Here is a 17,476-nt window from a genome sequence, read left to right on the forward strand (position 1 = left end):
CCTTCGTCCTCTTCCGGTGTGCCTTGTGACGAAGCAAAGGATGGGGCGAAGGCCGCCTTCACGTCCCCCAACGGCCTCTGAACTGCGGAAGCATCGGTGCGGTGACGTGAAGGAAGAGGGGCAGTCGAGGGAAATGACCTACGCAGGGACACGATTGCTTCACTCGATCTACTGAAGAGCCACGGCGCATCAAATGTGTGGTGTAAGCATGGGCATTCCTTTTCTGCTTATTCGTGCACTTCAGGAGGCTTCATGCCTGGTCGCCGCTTCCTTCGACTCGTCGCAGTTCCGCTGATGGCTGTCCTGTTCTCGTTGGGAGCGGCTTCCGCCATGGCTGCGGACACCGGCAGCAACACCGACCAAGGAGGGGGCTACGAGACAAACCTTGGCGCCCTCGTCGGTCTCCGTATTTGACCCATGCCACGGCCCGACGAGGCCGGACCGGCATCGCGCGACCTACGATGCCATGCATGGCGATAACGTACGAGTGGCGCGGTGATTTCGACAACGCGGCTGTCAACGCGCTCCACGCTGAGGCGTTCGGTCATGTCCAGACGCCGGTCGATTGGCGGACACGATTGCACCGTCATAGCCTCGGCTGGGTTTGCGCGCGAGAAGGTGACAGGCTCGTGGGGTTTGTGAACGTTGCCTGGGACGGAGGCGTCCATGCCTTCGTTCTCGATGCGATGGTTGCTCAGGACGTGCGTGATGCGGGTATCGGTACCGAACTCGTGGCGACCGCGGTGCGAAACGCCCGTGCAGCGGAATGCGAATGGCTTCACGTCGACTTCGAGGAGCGCCTGCGTCCCTTCTACTTCGACGCCTGCGGATTTCGGCCCACCGATGCAGGGCTCATCGCGTTGCGTTGACCACCTACCGCGGAGGCCGTGCGACGGTTGGTGTGGCGTTTACGACGTGCGGTCATGCGGTCGAGGGGTGTGCGTCGACGCCGAGGAGTGTGAGGAAGGCGGAGGCGGCGGGTGGGGTGGGGAAGCGGCTCCAGATGAGGCGTTCGACGCGTTGCGGTCCGTTGGTGACTGGCACGGTTCGTAGGCCGTGGAGTTCGGCGGCGAAGGCTGCGGGCAGGAGGGCGATGCCCAGTCCGTTGCGGACCATGCGGGCCATGAGTTCGACGCCGGAGACCTCGAAGGCGACTTCGCGTTGCAGGCCGGCGGCGGTGAATGCCTGGTCCGACTGGGCGCGGGCGGCGCTGCCGTCGGCGAAGTCCACGAAGGTCTCGTCGGCGAGGTGGTGCAGGTCGATCTTGTGTCGGGTGGCCAGGGGGTGGTCGGGGGCGACCACGGCGACGTGTGGTCCGTGGGCGAGTTCCCGGTCGTGGACGCCCTGGGGCTGGAATCCGGGCTGTACGCCGAGGAAGGCCGCGTCCAGGTGGCCGTCGCGAACCCGTTCGATGAGCTGTTCGCTGGAACCGGCCCGCAGGCTTATTCGGACCTGGGGATAGCGCAGGCGGTAGTCCCGCAGTACTGCGGGGAGGTCGACGGCCGCCACGGTGGGGATCGAGCCGACGGTCAGTGTCCCTCGTATCTCGCCGGTGGATGCCGCTACTTCCGCGCGGGCCCGTTCGGCGGCTTCCAGGGACTGGCGGGCGGCGGGCAGGAACGCCTCTCCGGCGGTGGTCAGCCGCACCCGGCGGCTGGTCCGCTCGAACAGTCTGGCGCCCAGTTCCTTCTCCAGCCGGGCCACTTGGTGGCTGAGCGCGGACTGGACGACGTGGCACCGCTGGGCGGCGCGGGTGAAGCTCGCGGTTTCCGCCACCGCGATGACGTAGCGCATCTGCTGCAGGTCCATGAATCCATGATGAAACACGATGGATATCGATGACGAGCATGTGTTGGACCGATGGATGCCTGCCGGGCGATGCTGAAGTCAACGGCGGATCGTGGCGGTCAGCGGTCAGCGGTCAGCGGTCAGCGGTCAGCGGTCGGCGATCAGTAGGCCAGCAGCCAGCGGCCAGTGGTTTGCGGCCACCAGCTCGTAGCCAGTGGCCAGCCATCGGCGGCCGGCTCGGGCGCTGGCTCGGGAGGTTGGCGTCCGCGACCCGTCGTACGACCATCACCGGCGCTCCGGCGCCGCGACCTTGTGGAGAGACCTATGCGTGTGATCGCGTTCGACCACCTCGTTCTGAACGTCGCCGACATCGAGCGCTCGCTGGCGTTCTATACCGGCCCGCTGGGTCTGGAACCGGTGCGGGTGAAGGAGTGGCGGGCCGGCAAGGCGCCGTTCCCGTCCGTGCGGGTGAGTCCCACCACCATCATCGATCTCATCAAGGCATCCGACGAGCGGTCGCCGGGCTCCAACGTCGACCACATCTGCCTGGTCGTCGAACCCCTCGACTGGCAGCAGGTCGTCGATTCCGGCGTCTTCACCGTGGTGGACGGCCCCGGTGAACGCTTCGGCGCCCGCGGCACCGCCATCTCCCTCTACGTACAGGACCCGGACGGCAACACCGTGGAACTGCGTTGGTACCCGCAGGATGCCTGAGCTTCCCAGGCTTCCCGCAGCGGCGGCCGGCCCACCGGTGGGAGCTCATGGGGTCCGACGGGTTCCCATCGGTTCCCATGGGAACTGCGCGTTCGGGCCGGCCGCGCTCGGGGCGTCTTCCAACGGTCAGAGCACCGGCGGGCCTGCTTCGATGCGGCGCAGTACCGGGGCCAGGCGGTCCAGGTCGGGGCCGGTCTGGAGCTGGCGTTCGTCCCACCAGGTGGCGCCGGCGTCGTGCAGCGGGCCGATCACGTCTCTGGCCTTGGCCGGGTTCGGGGACGTGCGGCCGCCGAGAACGAATTCGAAGGGGTGGTTGGGCTCGGCCGTACGGTGCTTGCGTACGTAGTCGACCAGTTCCCGTACCTCTGCCACGTCAGGCACATGTCCATGCCTGGCCGTCTCGAACAGCGGCACTGCGCCGTCCCACCGCGCTGCCCGCCGCATGGGCGAACGACGCGGCCAGAACCCTCCGATCCACACCGGCGGGCCGGGCCGCTGCACGGTCGCAGGGAGCAGCGTCACGTCCCGGACGTCGTAGTGGGGACCGTGGTGGTTCACCGGCTCGCCGGACCAGAAGCGCCGCAGCAGTTCCAGTCCCTCGTCCAATCGTTCGGCGAGGAGGCGGGGTTCGGCGGTGTCGCCGAAGCTGCGGTATTCGTCCTCGATCGGGCCGCCCAGGCCGGCGGCGAAGATCACCCGGCCGCCGCTGAGGTTGTCCAGGGTGGCGACTTGGCGGGCGAGCTGTTGCGGACGGTAGCGGGGGACCGGTGTCAGGAGAGGGCCGATTCGGATCCGGGAGGTTGCCAGTGCGGCCGCGGTCAGCAGCATCCAGGGGTCTCCGAAGGGACGTCCCTGGTGCTGTCGGTGCAGGACGTGGTCCCAGACGAAGAGTCCGTCCCAGCCGGCCTCTTCGGCGGCGGTGGCCACGGTCGCCACGTTACGGGGGTCGGCGAAGTCACCGAAGTTCGGGATGTTGAGGGAGAAGCGCATTTCAGCAGGATGCGTGGGTGACGGTGAGGGGGCAATGGCGCCCCCGAACTGGAACCGCGGCCGTTCCCACTGCGTGATCATGAAACTTGGCCAGAAACCCCGAATCGTGGCGTATTGCTGTCCACCTCGCCGTAGTGGGACTTGTGGGCTGTGCCTTGACCGCCGCGCAGAATGAAATCGTCCTGCTCGCGCTGAACAACAACAGGATGCTCATCGCCGCCACCGTCTGCGCCGTCGTGGCGGCGCTCGCGATCAGCCTCCTGGCGGGCTTCGCCGTCGCCGCGGCCCCGTTCCGGGCACTCCTGCGCGTCGGCGAACCGCCCCACGGTTACACCCTGCGCATCAGCGGAGCCGGCGCGCACACACGCTCCGGCCGGCTACCGACACGGAACTCAGCCCGCTTGTCGCCCTCCCCATGCGTGGTTAAGCACGGTCCGCCCATGGCGCCACACCGCAGGGTGAAATGGCCGTCGAATGAGGTGCGTTGGGCATGTCCGTTCGCTACGGTCCTGAAGCCTTGCCAGTAGGATCGGAAGGAATCGTGTCCGTGTCTCTCAAGTTCGCCTCCCGCACCCGCATTGTGGTTGTCGCCCTCGTTGCCACCCTCCTCGGCGCGAGCGGCTCCGTTGCGTATGCCGCCCTGGATGAGCAGAGCACAAGCCCGTCCCAGGCATCGGCATCGGTGGCCGCCGTGGGCAAGCCGTATATCAAGACCGAGCTCCTCTTCGGCACCGCCAAGCCGAACGGCGGCGCGCCGGTGACCGACAAGGAGTTCCGTGCCTTCGTGGACTCCTTCATCACCCCGCGCTTTCCCGCCGGGCTCACCGTCGAGAACGGCTACGGTCAGTACCGCGACTCTCATGGGAAAATCGAGCGTGAGCGCTCGTACAAGGTCACACTCCTCTACCCGACGGGTGAGGCGCGCCGCAACAACAGCAAGATCCAGGAAGTCCGCGCCGCATACGACAAGCGGTTCCAGCAGGAGTCCGTGGCCCGCATCGACGACAGCGAGCGCGTCGACTTCTGATCAGGTCCTCGTGCTCCGGGCAGCGGCACCGTCGCTCTCGACATACCGTTCGCGGTCTTGGTCGGCCAGGTTGACCGGTCGACTGGCCGTTCGCCGGGCCCGCGCTGTGTGCTGGGGTGCACCCGAAGGGTACGACGGCTAGGTGCGTGGTTGGGGAATATGGTCGCAGGTCCGGGTGTGCGGACGGATCGCTGCGGCCGTGCCTGGGGGTGCTGGACACGCTCCGCACCCTACTCGCGCAACTCGACCATCGTGCTGAGGAATTGATGCTGAGTCGGGTGACTTTGAGACGGGCCATTGCCGCCGCTGAACAGGGTGCCGCGACTGAACAGGTTGCCGTCACTGAACGGGGTGCCGCCTCGCGGGATGCCTGACGGCGTCGGCCGTGCCGCGTGTGAGTCTGGGTGTCTGGGGGTGTGGGGGTGTGGGTTCTTGGGCAGGTAGGGCACGTTACGTCACGCTGGGCGGTGTCCACCGATACTCTCGGAGTCGCCGGAGACCGTAGGGGTCGTCGGGGTCGGGTGCCTGTGGCGCGGGCGCCGGTGCGGGTCTTCACCGTTCGGAGGAAGAGGAGCAGGGATGCCGTCGGTGATCGACGCACCAGCAGAGGTCTGGGTGCTGGCACGGGAACACCCTGCGCCGTTGATGCGGGCGACGCGGGCCCTGAGCGAAGCTCTGGAGCGGGCGTACGGGCCGCGGTTCGCCGTGTGGCATTCCGATGAGTTCGTCTTCGGGGTGCGGGGCGGTCGGTTGGTGCTCCAGACATTGGGAGGGCAGGACGTTCCGCCGCCCAAGGTGGTGGTGGTGCGGCAGACGCCTGGCTCCATGGAGCAGCACCGTGAGCTGACCCTGCTTCGGCACCTGGAGCACATGGGCGCCGTCCTGATCAACTCGGCGGCCGCCCACCAGCTGTGCGGCAACAAGATCTGGCAGTTCCAGGAGCTGGCCGCGGCGGGACTGCCGGTGCCCGATTCCCTGTCGTACGCCACCGCGCCGTTCGGGGGTGTGGTGCGCAGCCCTCAGGTGGAGACGCCGTGCGTACTGAAGACCGTCAACGGGCGGAACGGTGCGCATGTGTTCCTTGTCCCCGACGCAGGGATGTTGAAGTCGCTGTCGGGCAGTCTCGCCCAGGACGTGCCGCTCATCCTGCAGGAGTACGTAGCCGCGTCCCACGGCCGGGACCTGCGGGTGATCGTCGTGGACGGGGAGCCGGTTGCGGCGCAGGTCCGCTCCTCCCGCGACGGGTCCCTGACGTCCAACCTCGCACGGGGCGCCGCTGCCGAACTGTGCCTGGGCCGCTATCCGGAGGGGGAGGCCGTGGCAGTCCGGGCCGCCAGGACGCTCGGGCTGACCCTTGCCGGGGTCGACCTGCTCTTCACCGCCGACGGTGGCCATACTGTCTGCGAAGTCAATGCGGTGCCTGGTTGGCGTCCCCGGATGACCACGGTTGCCCCTGCGATCGTCGCGGCCATCGAGAGGGTCCTGGCCGCCTGAGTCCCAGTCATTCGGTCGAACAGGGAACAGGCAGGGAACAGGCTGGTGTTGGTCTCACCGGTGCCACAGGTAGCGGCCGAGGGCGCGTTTGAGGGGTGGGGGAGTGAGGTGGAGGAGGGCGGTCGCGGTCTTGTACGGGACGCCGGGCACGCAGCGCCTGGTGCCTGCCGCGACGGCCTTGAGGCCGGCGGCGGCTGCCTTGTCCGGCGCCAACCAGAAGCAGCCGGGCACCGGGGCGGCGGCGAAGCCGTTCGACGCGAAGTAGTCGGTCCTGGTCAGGCCCGGCAGGAGCGCGGTGATGTGGATGTCCGAGCCACGGTTCTCGATGGCGAGGGTCTCCGAGAAGTGGGTCAGGAACGCCTTGGACGCGGCGTAGGTGGCGAGCGACGGCGAGGGCAACTCACCGGTCAGGGGTGAGACGTTGAGGATGCCGCCGCGTCCTTCGCCGCGCATGCGGCGTCGGTGAGGTCGGCCGGCAGTAGGTCCACCTTGACGCCGTGGGCCTGCCGTAGTTCCTCGGCGAGGCTCCGTAGGGGGGCTTCTCGGCGGGCGACGAGCGTCAGGGTGACGCCGCGGGCGGCCAACTGCCGCGCCATGGCCGTGCCGATGCCACTGGAAGCGCCGGTGATCAGCGCGGATCGGTAGGGATAGGGTCGGGGTCGGTCAACCATAGGTGATCTCCCCTGCTGGGTCGGGCAAAGAACGTACACCCCATCCAGCCCGGGATGACAGGGCGCATGGGATCACGGGGGGCGGTCGGCGGGCACCTCGCGGGGGCGGCGGTATCTGCCGCAATGCCCCCTTCGGCAACCGTGTTCGCTTTACGCAGCCGCGGTCCGAACGGCGTTCGCCGAGGCGGGCGACCGACCTCTCGGCTGTGGTTGGAGGGTGGGCTCTCGTACATGATGGGTTGGTGACCAGCGAGAGGCTTTTTCAGCGGCAGGCGTTACTTCAGGCGGAGGCGGACGAGGTCGTCGACGATCTGGGGCTTGAGAGACGGTTGGCGGGGCTCGGCACGGAGGTGCGGGTGGGGAGTTCCGCGCTGGGGCTGATGGTGCGCCGGGATATCGATATCACCGTGGTCTGCGGTGCGTTGGACGAGGCCATGAAGGAAGCCGTCGCGGGTGTCGGCGGCGGTCTGGCGGTGCACGAGAGGGTTCGGCAGGTCTGTTTCCGGGATGACACCGGGCACTGGAACACCGATCCCAGGTATTCGGACGGGCTTTACCTGGGTGTCGAATACCGCCGTGTGGACGGAGCCGTGTGGACGCTGGACATCTGGTTCGTGGACGAGCCGGAGCGGCAGCCGGATCTGGCTCATGTCCGCACGTTGACGCCTCGGTTGAACGACGAGTTCCGGGGCGCCATTCTGCGGATCAAGGAGGCGCTCGCCGGGCGGCCGGACGGCCGTGGGGTGGCCGGATACGACGTGTACCGGGCCGTGCTCGACCACGGGGTCGGCACGGTGGAGGGGTTCGATGCGTGGTGGGAGAGGGAGCTGAGGAGGGAGGGGGAGGGCTGATGGGAAGGACCGGGGAGCAGACGCAGCGCACGCTTCGCCGCGGCAATTGCGGTCCGGGTCCCTCCCCTGCGGGCGGACGGACCCGGACCGCAGCCTCAGTTCAGTGGCCCCGCCAGATGTTGTCGAAGGCGGCCTGCTCGATGGCGCGTCGCTGGCGGAGGCCCGCCAGTTGCAGCAGGGCGTTGTTCACGGCGGCGAGTACGGTGTCCACGCCGTCGTCGTCCACGCTGGGCGAGTCGCCGGTGGCGCCCGTGTCCGCTCCGCCGAGCCTGAGGGCGGTGGTGAGGGCGGTCAGGACGGGCTCCTCCGAGGCCCGGCGCCGTGCCGCGGTGCGCCGGGCCTCGGAGTCCGTCAGCACGATGTGGCCGCGCCGGAGGGGGATCCCGAGCCTGCGCTCCCGGCTGAGCAGGCCCTCGGCCTCCAGCGTCGCCAGATAGGCCCCGAACAGGCCGCGGCCCCGGCGCCACAGCCAGTCGTCGACCGACTCGTACGGCGGCTCGCGGAGCAGTGCCGCCGCGGCCTGGTCCAGCAGGGGGTCGTCCGTGGTGGGGCGGTAGCCCGGCAGGATGCGCTCGTCGTCCAGGGTGAGGGCCTGGGCTTCGAGGAGGTCGATGACCTCGGCGCCGGCGAGCGCGAGGGACAGGTTGCCCTGTTCCGGAGGGCGTCCGGGCGCCGCGTCCAAGGCGGTGAGCATCAGGTCGCGTGCTGTGGTCATGGGTCAGGTCCGGGGCGATCGAGAGGGGCGAAGGGGGCGGGTGGCGGGGCGGGGGCGGTCACGGCAAGTGGTTCCGGCGGTCTGCCTGCGACGGTGACGGGTTTCTCGCCGGTGACCCGAACAGTGGCGCTGACCTGCGAATTCCGGTGTGTCGGCATGTCGGTCACTCCCGCGGGGGCGCGACGGCCCCCGCAATCCGGCAGAACGGTTCCCGCAATCCAGCAGACCAGTTCCGGGCCGATCGTGCGCGGCGAAGAGGGGATGGTGGGGGATGGGGGTGGGGGATGACGTTGAGGGGGAGGGGCGTGGCTGCCGGGCGGCAGGGGCGGTTCCGGCAGCCGGTGCCGTTCGGAGTCAGCCGGTTGCCGCGAACACGCGGGTTCCGCCGACGTACGTCTGGAGGACCCTGGCGCGGGCGACTTCCCCGGGTGGGGCGGTGAAGATGTCGCGGTCGAGGACCACCAGGTCGGCGAGGTGGCCGGCCCGGAGCGTGCCGGCGTCGTCGTGGCCGTTGACGTGGGCGGAGCCGGCCGTGTAGGCGGCGACGGCGGTGGTCAGGTCGAGGCGCTGCTCGGGGAGGAAGATCCGGTCGTCGGTCGCGTCGGGCTCCCTCCGGTTGACGGCGACGTGCAGGCCGGCGAGCGGATCGGGGCTGCTGACGGGCCAGTCGCTGCCGGCCGCGAGGGTGGCGCCGGCCCGCAGCAGGGAGCCGAAGGGGTACTGCCAGGCGGCTCGTTCGGGGCCGAGGAAGGGGATGGTCAGCTCGTCCATCTGCGGTTCGTGGGCGGCCCAGAGCGGCTGGAAGTTGGCGAGGGCGCCGAGCCGGGCGAAGCGGGGCAGGTCGTCGGGGTGGACGACCTGGAGGTGGGCGAGGTGGTGCCGGGTGGTGCGGCGGCCGTTGGCCGTGCGGGCCGCCTCGATCGCGTCCAGGGCCTCGCGGACCGCGCGGTCGCCGAGGGCGTGGAAGTGGACCTGGAAGTCCAGTGCGTCGAGTGCGGTGACGTGCTCGCGCAGTGCCGTCGGGTCGACGAAGCTCAGGCCGGTGTTGGTGGTCGGGCAGCCGCAGGCGTCGAGATAGGGGCTGGTCATGGCGGCGGTGAAGTTCTCGGCGATGCCGTCCTGCATGATCTTGACCGAGCTCGCGCGGAACCGGCCGTGGGTCAACTCCGCACGCCGAGCGGTGAGTTCGGGGATCTGCTCGGCGCCGCGGGCGCGGTCCCACCAGAGCGCGCCGGTGACGCGGGCGGTCAGCGTGCCCGCGCGGGCGGCGGTCAGATAGGCGTCCGACGGGTCGGACTGCCCGTGGAAGGCGCCGAGCAGGGCGTCCTGCCAGCCGGTGATGCCCAGGGAGTGCAGCAGTTCCTGGGCGCGCAGCAGGCCGGCCAGGCGGTCGGCGGCGGTGCGCTGCGGAATCAGCCCGGTGATCAGGGCGGTGGCGCCTTCCTGGAGAACGCCGCTGGGTGTGCCGTCGCTCTCGCGCTCGATCCGGCCGTCCGACGGGTCGGGGGTGTCCCTGGTGAGGCCGGCCAGTTCGAGCGCGCGGGTGTTGACCCAGGCGCCGTGGTGGTCGCGGTTGGGGAGGTAGACGGGGCGGTCGGGCACCACGGAGTCGAGGAGCCGGCGGGTCGGCAGGCCGCCGGCGAAGCTCTCCAGGGACCAGCCGCCGCCGGTGATCCAGCTCCGTTCGGGGTGGGCGTCGGCGAACTCGCGGATCCGCCGCAGGTACGCCTCGACGCCGGTCGTTCCGCTGAGGTCGCACTCGGCGAGCTCCAGTCCGCCGAAGACCGCGTGGATATGGGCGTCCTGAAAGCCGGGCAGCAGCAACTTGCCCCTGAGGTCGACGACTTCGGTTCCGGGACCGATCAGTTCCCGGACCTCGTCGTGGCCCACGGCGGTGATCCGCTCGCCGGTGACGGCCAGGCTGCTCGCCCGGGTGCGGGCGGGGTCTCCGGTGTGCACGGGACCGTGGGTGAAGACCAGGTCGGCCTTGGTCATGGGGTTCTCCGGTCGGGTTGGCGGGGTGGGTGTGGCGTGCGGGTGCGGTCGGCGGAGCGGGTCGGGTGAGCGCTCGGTCGCTCGGGTGTACGGGAAGATCCTCGCCGGTCGGTGGCAGTGGCAGGAAGTACGGGGAGGCCGCCGCGGCCCGACTGTCCAGGCTGTCCCGGCCGGCTGGCCGGCGGGGCGGGCGGGCCTGACGCCGGGCGGCCGTGGACCGTGGACGTTCCTGTCCACCGGGCTCCGTCCGGCCTCGGCGCGCGGGCCCGGTGCCTTGGGGCTGTACTGGAAGAAGAACGTAGAACGGTGACAGGACTGGAAGAAGAACGGTGACCGGCCGACCATCGCAGTGCGTGGAGGCATCGTGGAACTGGCCTTCCTGAACGCGGTGTACGCGAGCGGGGGCCCGTATGCCTGGGCGTATCTCGACACCTCACGGGACACCGAGGAGCCGGACCGGACGCTGGCGCTCCGCCGGCGGCAGGTCTGCGAGGAGCTCGTGGCACAGGGTGCCGACGCCGCGACGGTGGACGCGTTGGCGGCCGTCGCGGGCGGTGACCGGGAGATCGCCGGCCGCCACGGTCAGGCGATCGTCGCCAGTCACGGGCAGGTGGTCCTGACCGAGGAGCTCCCCGAGCCGCCGGCGCACGACGAGGCCATGTTCGCCGCGCTGCCGGACCTGATGCCGCTGGCGGTCCAGCGCGCGCCGGACATCCCCTACGTCGCCGCGACCGTGCACGGCCCGCCCCGCCCGTCGACGGCCCCCTCGGACGAACTGGAGGTCGTGTTCCAGGCAGGGACGTGGCCCAGCAGCGCCGTCGCGCCGAGCGCCTGCCACCGGATGGGCGGCCCCGCAGACGACTGGCTCGGCGGCGCCTGCGTGGTCGCCGACAGCATCGCCGGACTGGCCCATGACACCGACGCCGAGACCATCGTGCTGGGCGGGACCGCCTGGGCCCGTGACATGCTGGCCGACCAACTCGCCGCCCGCTGGCGCAAACGCCTCGTCACCAGCAGCGGCAGCGGCAGCGGACGGCCGGCGCCGCCCGGCCGGGCGTTGATGGAGGGCGAACTCACCTCGGTGTTCCGGGGGCAGCTGTGCGGGACCGACCGGGTCCGCCTGGACCTGTTCCAGGCACGGCGGACCAGCCGGCACGGCGCCGTCGAGGGAGTGCCGCACGTCATGGCCGCGTTGCGCCGGTCCCAGGTCGGCACGTTGCTGCTCAACGTCCCGCTGGCTTTCGTCAGGCAGCTCTACGCGGCCGCGGGGGCGGCGCCGAACGACCTGCCCGACGCGGCCCTGGGGCCGTACGGCGCGCTGGTCTTCCGCGGCAACCCCGCACCCGCCGCGGTGATCCGGGCCGCGGTGCGCACGGGCGCCGCACTGGTCGTGGTGGAGCGGGACCGGCTGCCGTTGGACGACGGACTGGGCGCCCTGCTGCGGTACGCCGGCCCGGAGCGCACCCCGTTCTTCGCCCGTCTGCTCCGCCGCTGACCGGCCCGCAGGGCCAACTCGCCTACGTGGGAGGGAGGTTGGTTCCCGTGGGCAGCTGCTGTTCGGCCCAGATGACCTTGCCCTGTGGGGTGTAGCGGGTGCCCCAGCGTTCGGTGAGCTGGGCCACCAGGAACAGGCCACGGCCGCCCTCGTCCATCGTCGCGGCGTACCGCAGATGGGGCGAGGTGTTGCTGCCGTCGGCCACCTCGCACACCAGGCTGCGGTCCCGCAGCAGCCGGGCCTTCACCGGCGGCGAGCCGTAGCGAATCGCGTTGGTGACCAGCTCGCTGACCACCACCTCCGTCGCGAACGCGAGCTCGTCGAGGCCCCACTCGCCGAGCTTGTCGGAGATGCTGGAGCGCATCCGCGCGACCGCGGCCGGGTCGAACGGCACGTCCCAGGCCGCGACCCGGTCCGGCCCGAGCACCCGGGTGCGGGCGATCAGCAGCGCCACGTCGTCCCGCGGGCGGTCCGGCAGCAGCTGGTCCAGGACCGCCCGGCAGTTCTCCTCCGGGGAGCGGCCCGGACGGGACAGCGCGCCGCGCAGCAGCTCCATGCCCACGTCGAGGTCCCGGGTGCGCTCCTCGACCAGCCCGTCGGTGTAGAGGACGATCTGGGTGCCCTCGGGCAGGGTCAGCTCCGTGGTCTCGAAGGGCACGCCGCCCAGCCCCAGGGGCGGGCAGGCCGGCAGCTCGGGGAACTCCACGGTGCCGTCGGGGTGAACCAGCGCCGGCGGCGGATGCCCGGCCCGGGCCACGTCGCAGCGCCGCGAGACCGGGTCGTAGATCGCGTACAGGCAGGTGGCGCCGGTGATGCCGGTGCCGTCGGCGGTGTCCGCCTCCTCCTGGTCGATCTGGTCGACGAGGTCGTTGAGATGGCCCAGCAGCTCGTCCGGCGTCAGGTCGAGGGTGGAGAAGGTGTGCACCGCCGTGCGCAGCCGCCCCATCGTGGCCGCGGCGTGCAGTCCGTGGCCGACGACATCGCCGACGACCAGCGCGACCCGGCTGCCGGACAGCGGGATGACGTCGAACCAGTCACCGCTCACCCCCGACTGGGCGGGCAGATAGCGGTGGGCCACCTCCATGGCGCTCTGCTCGGGCAGCGTGCGCGGCAGCAGACTGCGCTGCAGGGTCACGGCAAGCGCGTGCTCGCGGGTGTACCGCCGCGCGTTGTCGATGCTCAGCGCGGCGCGGGCCACCAGCTCCTCGGCCAGTGACCGGTCCTCCTCGTCGAAGGGCTCGGGCTTCTGCGACCGCCAGAAGTTGGCGACGCCGAGGATGTTGCCGCGGGCGTTGAGCGGCGTGGCGATCAGTGAGTGGATGCCGCACGCCAGGACGCGGCGGGCTCGCTCCGGGTCCGGCAGCTGCCAGGTGTGGGTGGTGGAGAGGTCGGACACCACCTGGGAGCGGCCGGTGTCCATGCCGCGTGCCTGGGGCGTGCCGTCCACGAACGTGATCAGCGTGCCGGGCGGGTGGAACGGCAGGTCGCCGCGGATGCCGTGCGCCGCGGTGCGCAGCATCTGCTGGGCGCCGCTGCCGGCCGGCTCGTCGCCGCGCAGGACGGGCGCCGCCAGGTCGACGGTGACGTAGTCGGCGAGCCGCGGGACCGCGACCTCGGCCAGCTCCTCCGCCGTCCGGGCGACGTCGAGGGTGGTGCCGACGCTCACCCCGGCCTCGTAGAGCAGCCGCAGGCGCTCGTGGGCGACCTCGGCGCGGCCGGAGAGCAGCCGCAGCTCCGTGGAGTCGCGGATGGTGGCGACCGTCCCCATGCCGGCGGCGTGCCGGTCGGTGCGCCGCTGGTTCACCGCCAGCAGCCGGCCGCCCGTCTGGTGGATCTCGTCGGCGGCGGGCCGGCCCGAGGCCAGCAGGCCGGCGAGTTCCGGGGCGAGGCCGGGCAGCTGGGCGACCGCCTGCCCCTCGGCGTCCTCGGGCAGGGCCAGCAGCCGCCGGGCCTCGTCGTTGGCCAGCAGCAGCCGGCCGTCGTCGCTGACGATGACCACGCCCTCGCGCACCGCGTGCAGCACCGCCTCGTGGTGCTCGTACATGCGGCTCATCTCGGCGGACCCCAGCCCGCGGGTCTGCCGCCGCAGCCGGGTGGTGATCACCGCGGTGGCGGCCGTGGCCAGGGCCAGTGCCACGCCGCTGATGCCGAAGATCACCGGGAGGTGCCCGGCGATGGCGCGGCTCACGCTCGCCACCTTCATCCCCGCGGACACCAGGCCCACCACCGAGCCCCGGTCGGTGATCGGGACGATGGCCTGCACCTCGTGGCCGAGCGGCCCGTTCACGCTCTCGACGCGGACCTTGCCGGCCAGCGAGGGGCCGATGTTGCCGACGAAGTGCTTGCCGATGTCCTCCGGCTTCGGGTGGGTGTACCGGATGCCGTGGGTGTTCATCACCACGATGAAGTCGACGCCGGCGTGCTTGCGGGCCTCCTCGGTGAGCGGCTGCAGGATCTTCGACGGGTCCGGGGCCCGCAGCGCGGCCCGGACGCCGGGGGAGTAGGCGAAGGTCTGCGCGACGGCGACCGAGCGGCTGCGTGCCGCCTGCTCGGTGTCGTTGCGCGAGGTCACCAGGAGCGCCGCCAGCGCACCCAGGACGAGCAGCAGCCCGACCGTGAGTTGCAGCAGGAAGACCTGCCCCGCGAGGCTCCGCGGGCGTCGTTCGGTCAGTGCCCTTACCGTTGCGCGCCGATATCGGCCGGACCCTGCGGCCATGCGCTATTTCTAACACTCCCCGGCCGGGAGCGCTGCCCTGCCGTCGGCCGTGTCCGCCCGGGTCGGTGTCGCCGGGACCCGGTCGGGCCCCCTTCGCCCGGGAATTCCCGGCCGCCGTGCCGGTCAGCAGGCGCCGAGATCCTGCCAGACACCCCACTCGCCGGTGGTTCCGGGCTCCTCGCCGGTCGTCCACCACTTGGCCTTCCAGGTGTGCCCCTTGTAGGAGACCTGCTGGCCGCCGGTGTAGACGGCGCCGCTGTTCCATGGGCCGGCCGTGCACTGGTTGCCGCTGCCGCCGGTGACGGTCAGGGCGTAGGACGCGGTGTGCGTGCCGGACGGGCCGGTGCCGGTCACATCGAGGTGGTAGGTGCCGTTGGCCACCGCCGGGGTCGTGGACACGGTGAGCGTGGCCGAGCCGCCGGCCGTCACGGACGTGGGGCTCAGCGCCGCGGTCACCCCGGCGGGCGCCCCGCCGACGGTGAGGTCCACCCGCTGCGCCGCGCCCGCCGTGACCGCCGTGCGCACCGTGGCGCTGGTCCGGCCGCCCGCCGTCACCGAGGCGGCGGCCGGACTGGCCGTCACCGAGAAGTCGTTCACCGGTGCCGTCCCGCCGCCGGTGAACGGTGCGAAGACATGGCTGAAGTCCCAGGTGTTCTGCGGGATGCTGGAGCAGCTGTCGCCGGACGGGGCGCCGGGGCAGCTGCCGTTGTCCCGCTGAAGTGCCCAGAACGACAGCGTGTCGATGCCCTTGGCCACCGCCCAGTCATAGACCTGGTGGGCGTTGGCCAGGGTGAAGGTCTCGGCCGGGCCGAAGTCGTCGACGCCGGGCATCTCGATGATGCCGATCATGCCCCACAGCTGCGCTGCGGACCTGCCCGGGTAGAGCGGCTTGAGCTGGTCGTACAGTCCCTGGGCGGCGGTTTGGGTGTCCTGGGCCATGTCGTGCGTGGCGTTGTCGTAGTAGTCGAACGTCATGATGTTGGCGACGTCCACCCGGGCGCCGTTGTCCACCGCGTTGCGCAGCAGGGCCACGCCGCTGTCGGCGAGACCGTGGGTGGTGGTGGGCAGGGTGTACGAGATCTCGACCGTACGGCCGTTCGCGGCCGCCCAGTCCTGGACGCGCTTGACGGCCTTGTTCCGGCGGTCGACGGCGGCGGAGTCGTTCAGCGAGTCGGCCTCGATGTCCATGTCGAGGCGCGAGACGTCGTAGGTCGTGATCACCTTCTCGTAGGCGGCGGCGATCTGGTTGACGTCGGTACAGCTGTCGGCGATCTCGGTGCCGGTGGTGTCCGCGGTGTAGCCGCCGAACGACGGGATGACGTCACCCCCCTTCGCCTGGATGGTCTTGATGTCGTCGCCGAACGAGGCCGGGGAGACGGGGGTGTCGGTGCTGCCGTTCCACAGGGGGGTGCAGGAGCCCTTGGACGCGGTCTGGACGAACGCCATCGTCAGGTGTTTGACACCGGACTGGGCCGAGAGTGCGGCGGGGCTCTGGCCCGTCCACGACTCGAAGTAGGGAGCGAACACATGGGCCGGGAGCGGGGTCGCCGCGTGGGCGGCACTCCCGCCCAACGCGGTCAGACCGGCCGTGGCCACGGCGGTGACGGCAGCGGTGAGTGCTGCACGGAGGGAGCGCCTGCGTCTCATGTCTGTCCCGATTGTGAGGAGGTAGACCGCCAAATCCCTTGTGTGCGCAGCCCGTTGTGCGCAGCGGTGTGGGATATGGGATAGCCCCGGGGGCGGGAACGCGTCAATGGACTGAACCAAGTTTGGACTGGACCAATCCGTGCCGGTGTCGGCCCCCGCCCTGACCAGCCCCACCGCGACACCCTGGACCAGCCCCCGCACGCCTTCCCGCCCGACGGGCCGCCCCGGACGTACCCGGACGTGGTGGTGGTCTGCCTTGACGGTTGCTCAGGTCGTGTGCTGGGGAGGGCCGGACACGTCCGCTGAAGCGGGTGCGGTGGCCGTCGAACCGGGGGTGTGGTGACCTCAGGAAACCCTGGCCAGAGCCCGCCCGTTGCTCCTACGATGCCAGGGAGCGAGGAGGGGGACTCGACGTGGCACAGCGCGTGGGGCGGGTGGAGTTCGTCGTCGCCTGGGCGATCAGAAACCTGGACGGGCTCGTCGCCGTGGGGCTCGGCCTGACCATCGGCCTGATGGACGTCCTCGGCGACGTCATCAGCGACAAGGTGTCGTCCGGCGCGACGCTGCTGGTGCTGGGCGCGCTCGCGGTCGGCACGATGACGGAACGGCTGCGTCGCAAGGCCGACATCGAGGAGGCGTCCGCGGACACCCGCCGTGCCCTGGAAGACCTCGCCATGGTCCGCTCCCTCACGGGCGACCAGGTCGGCGACGCACTGGAACGGGCCCGCGCCCAGACCAACCTCTGGTACTTCAAGGGCGGCACCGGCACCTACCTGCGCGCCGTCACGCTGCCCCGGTGCGTCGAGGCCGCCACCCGCCAACGCGCCCAGCTCAGCGTCAAGATCGACATCATCAACCCGGCGGACGAGCAGACCTGCGCCGCCTACGCCCGCTTCCGTCAGACCTTCGCCCGCCGCCGCAACGACGACGCGGCGGACGCCTGGACCACCGACCGCACCCGCAAGGAGGCTTACGCCACGGTCCTGGCCGCCTGCTGGTTCCACCAGCGGCTCGACACCCTGGAGATCAGCGTCCACCTCTCCTCGGGCGTCCCCACCCTCCGCTTCGACCTCTCCGAGTCCTGCCTGATCATCACCCAGGACGACCCGAACCGCGTCAACCTCCTGGTCGCCCGCGACCAGCCGCTCTACGACTACTACGTCACCGAGCTGCACCAGAGCCGCGAACAGGCCACCCCCCTCGATCTGCGCGGTATCGGCCCGCTGGGCGACGCGCCGACCGTCGACGAGGTCCGCGCGGTCTTCGACGACGTCGCCCTCCCGCTGCCCTCGGTGTTCAGCGACGCCGACGTCGCGGAGATCGTCGAGAAAGCCCTGCACGCTGAGGACCCCTACCGGAGGTGAGACGCCTCG

16 protein-coding genes are annotated in these 17,476 nt (G+C 70.8%); 7 read left to right on the top strand and 9 right to left on the bottom strand.

Going from position 1 to position 17,476, the window contains the following annotated elements; genetic code table 11:
- The first annotated feature begins 470 nt into the window (after window positions 1-470).
- Complete coding sequence (locus ACRAS8_RS31605) at window positions 471-869, top strand: GNAT family N-acetyltransferase (protein ID WP_438489396.1); 399 nt, start codon at window positions 471-473, stop codon at window positions 867-869.
- A gap of 52 nt (window positions 870-921) precedes the next feature.
- Here the strand turns inward: ACRAS8_RS31605 and ACRAS8_RS31610 are convergent, their stop codons facing one another.
- Window positions 922-1,809 carry a LysR family transcriptional regulator gene (locus tag ACRAS8_RS31610; RefSeq protein WP_438489397.1) on the bottom strand — a complete coding sequence of 296 codons (888 nt, stop codon included), beginning with the start codon at window positions 1,807-1,809 and terminating at the stop codon, window positions 922-924.
- A gap of 303 nt (window positions 1,810-2,112) precedes the next feature.
- Between ACRAS8_RS31610 and ACRAS8_RS31615 the strand changes: the two genes are divergently transcribed.
- Window positions 2,113-2,502, top strand: coding sequence for a VOC family protein (locus ACRAS8_RS31615; protein ID WP_438489398.1), 390 nt, complete (start codon window positions 2,113-2,115; stop codon window positions 2,500-2,502).
- Window positions 2,503-2,628: 126 nt separating this feature from the next.
- Here the strand turns inward: ACRAS8_RS31615 and ACRAS8_RS31620 are convergent, their stop codons facing one another.
- Window positions 2,629-3,492 carry an LLM class flavin-dependent oxidoreductase gene (locus ACRAS8_RS31620; protein WP_438489399.1) on the bottom strand — a complete coding sequence of 288 codons (864 nt, stop codon included), beginning with the start codon at window positions 3,490-3,492 and terminating at the stop codon, window positions 2,629-2,631.
- A 77-nt stretch (window positions 3,493-3,569) separates the two neighbouring features.
- Entirely contained in the window at window positions 3,570-3,818 is a 249-nt protein-coding gene (locus ACRAS8_RS31625) for a hypothetical protein (RefSeq protein WP_438489400.1), read from the bottom strand.
- Between the two features lie 221 nt (window positions 3,819-4,039).
- Between ACRAS8_RS31625 and ACRAS8_RS31630 the strand changes: the two genes are divergently transcribed.
- Both ACRAS8_RS31630 and ACRAS8_RS31635 read left to right on the top strand, forming a co-directional pair.
- Window positions 4,040-4,519 (top strand): DUF3574 domain-containing protein, encoded by a 480-nt coding sequence (locus tag ACRAS8_RS31630; protein ID WP_438489401.1) that lies wholly within the window; start codon window positions 4,040-4,042, stop codon window positions 4,517-4,519.
- 579 nt (window positions 4,520-5,098) lie between these two features.
- Window positions 5,099-6,013 (top strand): ATP-grasp domain-containing protein, encoded by a 915-nt coding sequence (locus ACRAS8_RS31635; protein WP_438489402.1) that lies wholly within the window; start codon window positions 5,099-5,101, stop codon window positions 6,011-6,013.
- A 54-nt stretch (window positions 6,014-6,067) separates the two neighbouring features.
- Here ACRAS8_RS31635 and ACRAS8_RS31640 read toward each other — a convergent pair whose 3' ends face one another.
- Window positions 6,068-6,466: an SDR family NAD(P)-dependent oxidoreductase gene (locus ACRAS8_RS31640; RefSeq protein WP_438489403.1), complete on the bottom strand. Its 399-nt coding sequence runs from the start codon at window positions 6,464-6,466 to the stop codon at window positions 6,068-6,070.
- Window positions 6,421-6,684 carry an SDR family NAD(P)-dependent oxidoreductase gene (locus ACRAS8_RS31645; RefSeq protein ID WP_438489404.1) on the bottom strand — a complete coding sequence of 88 codons (264 nt, stop codon included), beginning with the start codon at window positions 6,682-6,684 and terminating at the stop codon, window positions 6,421-6,423. The genes ACRAS8_RS31640 and ACRAS8_RS31645 overlap by 46 nt, the downstream gene beginning before the upstream one ends.
- A 242-nt stretch (window positions 6,685-6,926) precedes the next feature.
- Here ACRAS8_RS31645 and ACRAS8_RS31650 point away from each other — a divergent pair, with 242 nt between their 5' ends.
- Window positions 6,927-7,535 (top strand): hypothetical protein, encoded by a 609-nt coding sequence (locus tag ACRAS8_RS31650; protein WP_438489405.1) that lies wholly within the window; start codon window positions 6,927-6,929, stop codon window positions 7,533-7,535.
- 100 nt (window positions 7,536-7,635) lie between these two features.
- Here ACRAS8_RS31650 and ACRAS8_RS31655 read toward each other — a convergent pair whose 3' ends face one another.
- Both ACRAS8_RS31655 and ACRAS8_RS31660 read right to left on the bottom strand, forming a co-directional pair.
- The gene (locus ACRAS8_RS31655; protein WP_438489406.1) at window positions 7,636-8,250 is read right to left on the bottom strand and encodes a GOLPH3/VPS74 family protein; all 615 of its coding nucleotides are present in this window, start codon (window positions 8,248-8,250) and stop codon (window positions 7,636-7,638) included.
- 354 nt (window positions 8,251-8,604) lie between these two features.
- On the bottom strand, window positions 8,605-10,245 hold the full coding sequence (locus ACRAS8_RS31660; RefSeq protein WP_438489407.1) for an amidohydrolase: 1,641 nt from the start codon (window positions 10,243-10,245) through the stop codon (window positions 8,605-8,607).
- A gap of 364 nt (window positions 10,246-10,609) precedes the next feature.
- Between ACRAS8_RS31660 and ACRAS8_RS31665 the strand changes: the two genes are divergently transcribed.
- On the top strand, window positions 10,610-11,740 hold the full coding sequence (locus tag ACRAS8_RS31665; protein WP_438489408.1) for a baeRF2 domain-containing protein: 1,131 nt from the start codon (window positions 10,610-10,612) through the stop codon (window positions 11,738-11,740).
- Between the two features lie 22 nt (window positions 11,741-11,762).
- Here the strand turns inward: ACRAS8_RS31665 and ACRAS8_RS31670 are convergent, their stop codons facing one another.
- Both ACRAS8_RS31670 and ACRAS8_RS31675 read right to left on the bottom strand, forming a co-directional pair.
- A complete protein-coding gene (locus tag ACRAS8_RS31670) occupies window positions 11,763-14,456 on the bottom strand; it encodes a SpoIIE family protein phosphatase (RefSeq protein ID WP_438489409.1) in 2,694 nt (897 codons plus the stop codon).
- A gap of 123 nt (window positions 14,457-14,579) precedes the next feature.
- On the bottom strand, window positions 14,580-16,103 hold the full coding sequence (locus ACRAS8_RS31675) for a glycosyl hydrolase family 18 protein (protein WP_438489410.1): 1,524 nt from the start codon (window positions 16,101-16,103) through the stop codon (window positions 14,580-14,582).
- Between the two features lie 413 nt (window positions 16,104-16,516).
- Between ACRAS8_RS31675 and ACRAS8_RS31680 the strand changes: the two genes are divergently transcribed.
- The gene (locus ACRAS8_RS31680) at window positions 16,517-17,467 is read left to right on the top strand and encodes a hypothetical protein (protein ID WP_438489411.1); all 951 of its coding nucleotides are present in this window, start codon (window positions 16,517-16,519) and stop codon (window positions 17,465-17,467) included.
- Window positions 17,468-17,476: the final 9 nt, after the last annotated feature.

Source organism: Streptomyces sp. S186 (genome assembly GCF_051603415.1).
Taxonomy (GTDB): Bacteria; Actinomycetota; Actinomycetes; order Streptomycetales; family Streptomycetaceae; genus Streptomyces.